The sequence below is a fragment of the Facilibium subflavum genome (assembly GCF_003574485.1).
Lineage (GTDB): Bacteria > Pseudomonadota > Gammaproteobacteria > Francisellales > Francisellaceae > Facilibium > Facilibium subflavum.
This window is the reverse complement of the sequence record NZ_QLIT01000192.1, coordinates 1-6,482: the sequence shown is the minus strand read 5'-3', so window position 1 is coordinate 6,482 and position 6,482 is coordinate 1. Positions and strand designations below refer to the sequence as shown.

Below are 6,482 nucleotides of genomic sequence, written 5' to 3'. Positions count from 1 at the left end.
TCACAGAACCTAGTTTTTTTTATAACGCCTTTGGTAAATTATTGTTAAATGCCATCATATAAAGGTTTAAAGTGTCTACGAATACAATACGCACCACCTAAAGTTAGCACACTTGATAAACATTAATTAACAAGATCAGTAATAGCCAAAAATTGAAGTTATAAAAATCTGGATACAAATTAACACAATAATCACGATAATTGGTGAAAAATCGAAACCGCTTTTTGTTACTGGAATAATGCGCCGTGCTTTTGACAACAAAGGCTCAGTCAACTGAAACAGTGCTGCTATAATAGGGTTGTACATCCCTTGAACAAACCAACTGGCGATCGCTCTTATTACAATTAACCAAATATAAAGTGTTACCATTGTTAGAATAAGCTTAATTATTGCGGCAAGCCAGACAAAATGCCATGGAATATTTGCAGCACCAACGATTAAAATGCTGGTGAAAATAAGCTGAAGCAATGTAACCAAATAAGCCAGTAAAATTGCGGCACAATCAACCCCAAAAAAGCCTGGAATAACCTTGCGCAACGGTCTTAAAAGCGGATCAGTGACCCTTATGATCAACTGACACAATGGGTTGTAAAAGTCTGCCTTTACCCACTGCAAAAAGAAACGTAATAAAACAGCATAAACAAAAATGCTAAAAATAATATCAATCAAAAATAAACCTACATTACTAAATGCGCTTGTCATATTTTCCCCCTTAAGGACAATTAATCTATTAAAACCAGTTACTTCATTTTTTCTTGATAGGCTAACGCTTTATCAAACATTTTTGACAAAGATGAAGAGCGCGCTAAATTTGCACTAATTGCCGCATCAATAGCCTCTTTAAATCCACTGTCTTCAAAAGCTTTAAGTGCTGCTGCCGTAACACCGCCTTTTGAAGTCACGTTTCGGCGCAACTGACTTATTTTTGATGTACTCTCCAGTGCCATTTTTGAGGCGCCAAATGCAGTTTGTGTTGTCAATAATGTTGCTTGCTTTTCTGTCAACCCATGCTGCATACCGGCCTCAATCATATATTCCATCATTAAAAAGAAATACGCAGGACCAGAACCAGAAATTGCAGTTACCGTATCCATCAATGACTCATTATCCAGCCAAATCACGGTTCCAGTTCGTCGTAAAATCTGCTCAGCAATTTCTTTTTGTTGTCGTGAAACTTGTTCATTGGCATATAAAGCCGTTGCACCACAACCAATTAGCGCTGGCGTATTTGGCATTGCTCTGACCATTGCAACACGCTCACCTAGCCAATATGCAAACTGTTTTATTGGCACACCTGCGGCAATAGAAATAAAAAGCTGGCCTGATTTTTTTTGCACAACAGGTTTGATTGATTGAGTCAACTCATCCATCGCCTGCGGCTTAACGGCTAATACAATCACATCTGCCTGTTGCACTGCTTCAGCTGCATCTGTACTTATATTTATTTTATAGCTTTGTTGTAGATAACAAAGTTTCTCTTGATGTCGATCAACCACTGTGATCGCACTTGGATGAATACCATCATTGACAAGTCCTGATAAAATACTTGCCGTCATATTGCCACCACCAAGAAAACAGATCTGTGCATTTACCATGAATTACTATCCTTTTTATTCTTAAACTTAATACTGTATCTTTCAACAGGCTGAGCTCTGCTCACCAAAACTTGGCAAGTGGGCAACCAAAATTTAGCCTTATAAAGGCGTATAAGCAGTTTTTATCTTGTACCCATAACGCTTTTCACGCATGATAGTCAATATAATGACATCACCTACCACTTAGCTTCATTCAGTATATGATTGTTTCAAATCATTATTTCAAAAACAAGCTATTTTTTTACACCAAATCGTGTAATTACAATAGCGCCAGCTACTGCGACCATACCACCAACAATTGCCATTATGTCTGGTTTTTCATTCAATAAAACCCATGCCATTAACAAAGTCAACACTGGCATAATATATAAAAAACTGGATGCTGCTGAAGCTTTAATATGTTTAAATGCGTAACACCATAGTCCATATGCTACTGCACCAGGGAGAATCCCCATATAAATGATTACCAAGAGATTAGAAAAATGACTGGTACTAAGCTCATGGATAGCCTTGGGCAAATAAATGCTCAATGCTAATGTGCCAAACCAAATACAATATGAAATCACCTCAATTGGATGATAGCGAGTTAAATATTTCTTTTGCATACATGAAAATATTGCGCCAGAAACAGTGGCAATATAAATCAAAATAATACCTTGGTAGCTTACAACATTTTTTTCTGCTAACACAATAACCAAGCCACCACAAAGGCTTAATATAAAACCCAATATGCCAAAATAATTAAGGCGCTCATGAAAGAAAAAAATTGCTAATAATGCGACAATCACCGGCAATTGTGAAACAATGAAATTTGCAATACCTGCGCTGACACTTATCTCGCCTTGATTTAAAAAGAGGTTATATACAAAAAAGCCCAAAAACCCTAAAATAAAAAACCCTAAAAAATCACGCAGTGTCGGCAGCTTTTTATTCTTTACCAATAAAAAAGGCACAATCATCGCAATGGAGGCGATAAAATAGCGCGCAAAGGCTAAACTTCCAGCAGAAAATTCCATCATAACATAGCGGATTCCTACAAATGCAGACGCCCAAAGCATTATTGTCAACATTAATGCCCAAAGTGCCTTTGTTGTTGCTTGCATATTAATACCGAATCCAATGAAATTGCTGCCATCATAAAACAACTGTGTTAAAATCGCCAACATAATCAAAATCTTTATCATTCTGACAACCTGATGCATACACCTTCACAAATTGTCTTTGCCTCAAGTAATCCTGGGAAAATAACAGAAGTCAGTCATATTCTGTCAACCTTCAGTATTCAGGTACTGCCGCAATCTCAGTTTTATGTTCCTGATGCAAAAGAAACCGGACTAAGCTTTATTGAAAACGCCATTTTAAAGGCAAGAAACTGCTGTCATTACACAAAGCTTTCAGCTTTGGCAGATGATTCAGGTTTAGTTGTACCAGCACTAGATGGCGCACCAGGAATTTATTCCGCACGATTTGCTGGTGAACATGGTAATCATCAAGCCAATATCGACAAACTACTAAAAGATATGTTGCAGTTTGAACCACAAAAACGTCAGGCTTATTTTGAATGCGTGATGGCGTTTATGACGCATGAAAATGACCCAAGTCCTATTATTGCGCAAGCACGTTTATATGGAGAGATCACTTACAAGCCTTCAGGTAATAAAGGCTTTGGCTATGACCCAATATTTCGTCCACAAGGTTATCAAAAAACATTGGCTGAAATTTCACCACAACAGAAAAACACAATCAGCCATCGCGGGCAAGCACTACAAAAGCTACGAAAAATACTCGCCAGTGATCACAATGATTGAAAGCAAATTTAAAAAGAGCAAAAAAAGCAAATTTTTGTTAGACTATGCCCAGATGACTTCTGATCAAGGAGATTAATTAAAAATGTTTATTGTTACAGGTGGTGCTGGATTTATTGGTGCCAATATTATCAAGGCTTTAAACGCGCAAGGTATTGATGACATTCTTGTTGTAGACAACTTAGAAAATGGTCACAAATTTACTAATCTGGTTAACTATGAAATTGCGGACTACCAGGATAAGCATGACTTTATTGAAGCTGTGATCAATGGTGATATCGACCCTTATCAAATAAAAGCAGTATTTCACCAAGGCGCATGTTCTGCAACAACGCAGTGGGATGGGAAATACATGATGCAGAATAACTATGAGTATAGTAAAATTCTCCTACACTTTTGTCTGACATACAAAATTCCTTTTATTTATGCCTCAAGTGCAGCAACTTACGGCAATCATACAACCTTTATTGAGGAACGTGCTCATGAAAGGCCCATCAATGTCTATGGTTATTCAAAATTCCAATTTGATCAATATGTCAGAAGGCAGCTACCCATGGCACAAAGCCAAGTGGTTGGGTTAAAGTATTTTAATGTTTATGGGCCACATGAAGCACATAAAGGTTCAATGGCTAGTGTTGCCTTTCATCACTATCAACAATTTAAAAAAGACAAAGTCATTAAATTGTTTGGTGCGTATGAAGGCTTTAAAGCTGGAGAGCAACTACGTGATTTTATTTATGTTGAAGATGTTGCCAAAGTCAACCTTTGGTTTTTAGATCATCCTGATATCTCAGGTATTTTCAACTGTGGCACAGGTAAAGCAGAGCCATTTAATAATATTGCAAACACTGTGTTAGATTTTTACAAAGAAGGTCAACTGCAATATATTGACTTCCCAGAGCATTTAAAAGGCCACTACCAAAGCTATACACAAGCAAATCTTGACAAGCTGCGTCAAGCAGGATGTGATATTGACTTTAAAGATGTTAAAGCTGGGGTTACAGAATATCTGCAATGGTTAGAACGTAACCCGTTACACTAAAGAGAAATGATGACTTTTTACACAACAATACGTCTTATTTATAGCACACTTTTTTTCCTGTCACTACCATTTATTGTTCTGCAAAAGCTTATTCGTAGTCGGAAAAATAAAGGTTACCGAAGCCGTTGGTCTGAGCGATTTGGTTTTGTCAAATTTCAATTGCCACAGTCCATTTGGATCCATTGTGTTTCTGTTGGTGAAAGCATTGCACTTGCGCCATTGGTAAAAAAACTGGCTAAAACACACCCTGATGAACACCTGCTTATTACGACGATGACCCCAACTGGAAGCGCTCAGGTTACCAAACTCTATCAAGGCTATGACAATATTCATCATACCTATATTCCATACGATATTCCTTTGTTTTTAAATCATTTCATCAAAAAGGTGAATCCCAAGTTATGCATTATTATGGAAACCGAACTTTGGCCTAACCTGTTAGCTTGCTGTAAAAAACGCCATATCCCGCTTATATTAACCAATGCACGTTTATCAAAAAAATCAGCAAAAGGTTATCAGAAAATCATCTTTATCACACGGCATATGCTCAATTGTATCAGCCATATTAATGCCCAAACACAAGCAGATGCACAACGTTTTATCGCACTTCATGCTGATGAGAAAAAAGTAAGCGTCACAGGCAACATCAAGTATGACTTTGAAATAGATAAACAAGTTAAACAACAAGCTGCAACACTGAAGCAAAAACTGGGTACACGCTTCACATGGGTTGCTGCAAGCACGCATCCTGGTGAAGATGAGATCATCTTAAAAGCACACCAGAAAATAAAACAACAATACCCTAATGCACTGTTAATTCTGGTTCCACGCCATCCAGAGCGCTTTGATACTGTTTTCCAATCCATTCAAGATCACCACTTCAAAGTAGCCAGACGCTCAAAAAACAATGACGAACATCTTGAAGATATTGACGTTTATCTAGGTGACACAATGGGAGAGCTTATGTGCTTTTATGCAGTAAGTGATATCGCTTTTGTCGGTGGAAGTTTCAGTAATACAGGCGGGCACAACATGTTGGAACCTGCAGCCTTATCAAAGCCAATATTATCAGGCCCATCCACATTTAACTTTACACAGGTTGCTGAGCAGTTACAGCAAAACCAAGCGCTTCTTATTGCTAGAAATTATCAGGAACTTGCTAAATACATTATCGATTTAATTCAACAACCTGAAAAACAAAAACAAATGGGAGAAAATGCCTTACGGTGTTTTAACACTAACAAAGGCGCATTAGATAAACAACTCACTATTATTGAAAAGGCGCTTTAATGAAACCAGATTGGCAAAAAAAAATACAGTCTTTTGAAAACTTTGCAGCACAATATCTAAATCAACAAACCTTTGCTTCATCGCGCCTACAAAATGCGATGGAGTATAGTTTTTTAGATGGTGGAAAACGTATTCGGGCACTGCTTTGCTATCTAAGTGGAGAGATCTTTCACACAAGCATATCCAACCAACATTTAACTGCTTTTGCAATCGAAGCCATTCATGCTTATTCTTTAATTCATGATGATTTGCCAGCAATGGATAATGATGATTTGCGACGCGGGAAACCCACCTGCCATATCCAGTTTGACGAAGCCACCGCGATTTTAGCAGGTGATGCACTGCAAAGTCTGGCTTTCCATGCATTATCATCCGTTGAAAATATCAGCCTGACCCAGCTTAAACAAACTATTACGCTTTTGGCAGATCATGCCGGAGGACAAGGCATGGTAAGTGGGCAACAGCTTGATATGGATGCCAATGGCAGGCAGCTTAATATCGAACAGTTACAACAGATTCATCGCTTAAAAACAGGTAAAATGATTACCGCCTCCGTTTTATTACCCTTTTATCTATCTGATCAATACCAAGATGATGCTATTGAACACAACCTGCAATCATTTGCCGACTGTATTGGCCTTGCGTTTCAAATAAAAGATGATATTTTGGATGTCACCGCAGATACAAAGACCTTAGGGAAGACGGCTCAAAGTGACCTTAAGCATCAAAAAGCAACTTATCCTGCATTAC

At 37.9% G+C, this 6,482-nt stretch carries 7 protein-coding genes; 4 read left to right on the top strand and 3 right to left on the bottom strand.

What is annotated here, in order from left to right:
• Window positions 1–135 precede the first annotated feature (135 nt).
• The 3 genes from DNK84_RS10840 to DNK84_RS10830 all read right to left on the bottom strand — a co-directional run bounded on the left by DNK84_RS10840 (window position 136) and on the right by DNK84_RS10830 (window position 2,779).
• Window positions 136–702 (bottom strand): YggT family protein, encoded by a 567-nt coding sequence (locus tag DNK84_RS10840; RefSeq protein ID WP_119344527.1) that lies wholly within the window; start codon window positions 700–702, stop codon window positions 136–138.
• Between the two features lie 38 nt (window positions 703–740).
• Window positions 741–1,595 carry a pyrroline-5-carboxylate reductase gene (gene proC / locus DNK84_RS10835; protein WP_119344526.1) on the bottom strand — a complete coding sequence of 285 codons (855 nt, stop codon included), beginning with the start codon at window positions 1,593–1,595 and terminating at the stop codon, window positions 741–743.
• 233 nt (window positions 1,596–1,828) lie between these two features.
• Entirely contained in the window at window positions 1,829–2,779 is a 951-nt protein-coding gene (locus DNK84_RS10830; RefSeq protein ID WP_235826888.1) for a DMT family transporter, read from the bottom strand.
• Window positions 2,780–2,791: 12 nt separating this feature from the next.
• On the opposite strand from DNK84_RS10830, the gene rdgB reads away from it, so the two are divergent.
• The 4 genes from rdgB to DNK84_RS10810 form a co-directional block, all read left to right on the top strand.
• Window positions 2,792–3,403, top strand: coding sequence for an RdgB/HAM1 family non-canonical purine NTP pyrophosphatase (gene rdgB, locus DNK84_RS10825; protein WP_119344525.1), 612 nt, complete (start codon window positions 2,792–2,794; stop codon window positions 3,401–3,403).
• An 82-nt stretch (window positions 3,404–3,485) separates the two neighbouring features.
• Window positions 3,486–4,442, top strand: coding sequence for an ADP-glyceromanno-heptose 6-epimerase (gene rfaD, locus DNK84_RS10820; RefSeq protein WP_119344524.1), 957 nt, complete (start codon window positions 3,486–3,488; stop codon window positions 4,440–4,442).
• A 9-nt stretch (window positions 4,443–4,451) separates the two neighbouring features.
• Window positions 4,452–5,732: a lipid IV(A) 3-deoxy-D-manno-octulosonic acid transferase gene (gene waaA / locus DNK84_RS10815; protein WP_119344523.1), complete on the top strand. Its 1,281-nt coding sequence runs from the start codon at window positions 4,452–4,454 to the stop codon at window positions 5,730–5,732.
• A partial coding sequence (locus tag DNK84_RS10810; RefSeq protein WP_162902394.1) for a polyprenyl synthetase family protein occupies window positions 5,732–6,482 on the top strand: 751 nt, incomplete at its 3' end. The genes waaA and DNK84_RS10810, both read left to right, overlap by 1 nt.

Excerpts from the sequence above, each read along its gene's own strand:
- DNK84_RS10840 (WP_119344527.1), bottom strand. The coding sequence starts at position 702 with ATGACAAGCGCATTTAGTAATGTAGGTTTATTTTTGATTGATATTATT.
- proC (WP_119344526.1), bottom strand. The coding sequence starts at position 1,595 with ATGGTAAATGCACAGATCTGTTTTCTTGGTGGTGGCAATATGACGGCA.
- DNK84_RS10830 (WP_235826888.1), bottom strand. The coding sequence starts at position 2,779 with ATGATAAAGATTTTGATTATGTTGGCGATTTTAACACAGTTGTTTTAT.
- rdgB (WP_119344525.1), top strand. The coding sequence starts at position 2,792 with ATGCATACACCTTCACAAATTGTCTTTGCCTCAAGTAATCCTGGGAAA.
- rfaD (WP_119344524.1), top strand. The coding sequence starts at position 3,486 with ATGTTTATTGTTACAGGTGGTGCTGGATTTATTGGTGCCAATATTATC.
- waaA (WP_119344523.1), top strand. The coding sequence starts at position 4,452 with ATGACTTTTTACACAACAATACGTCTTATTTATAGCACACTTTTTTTC.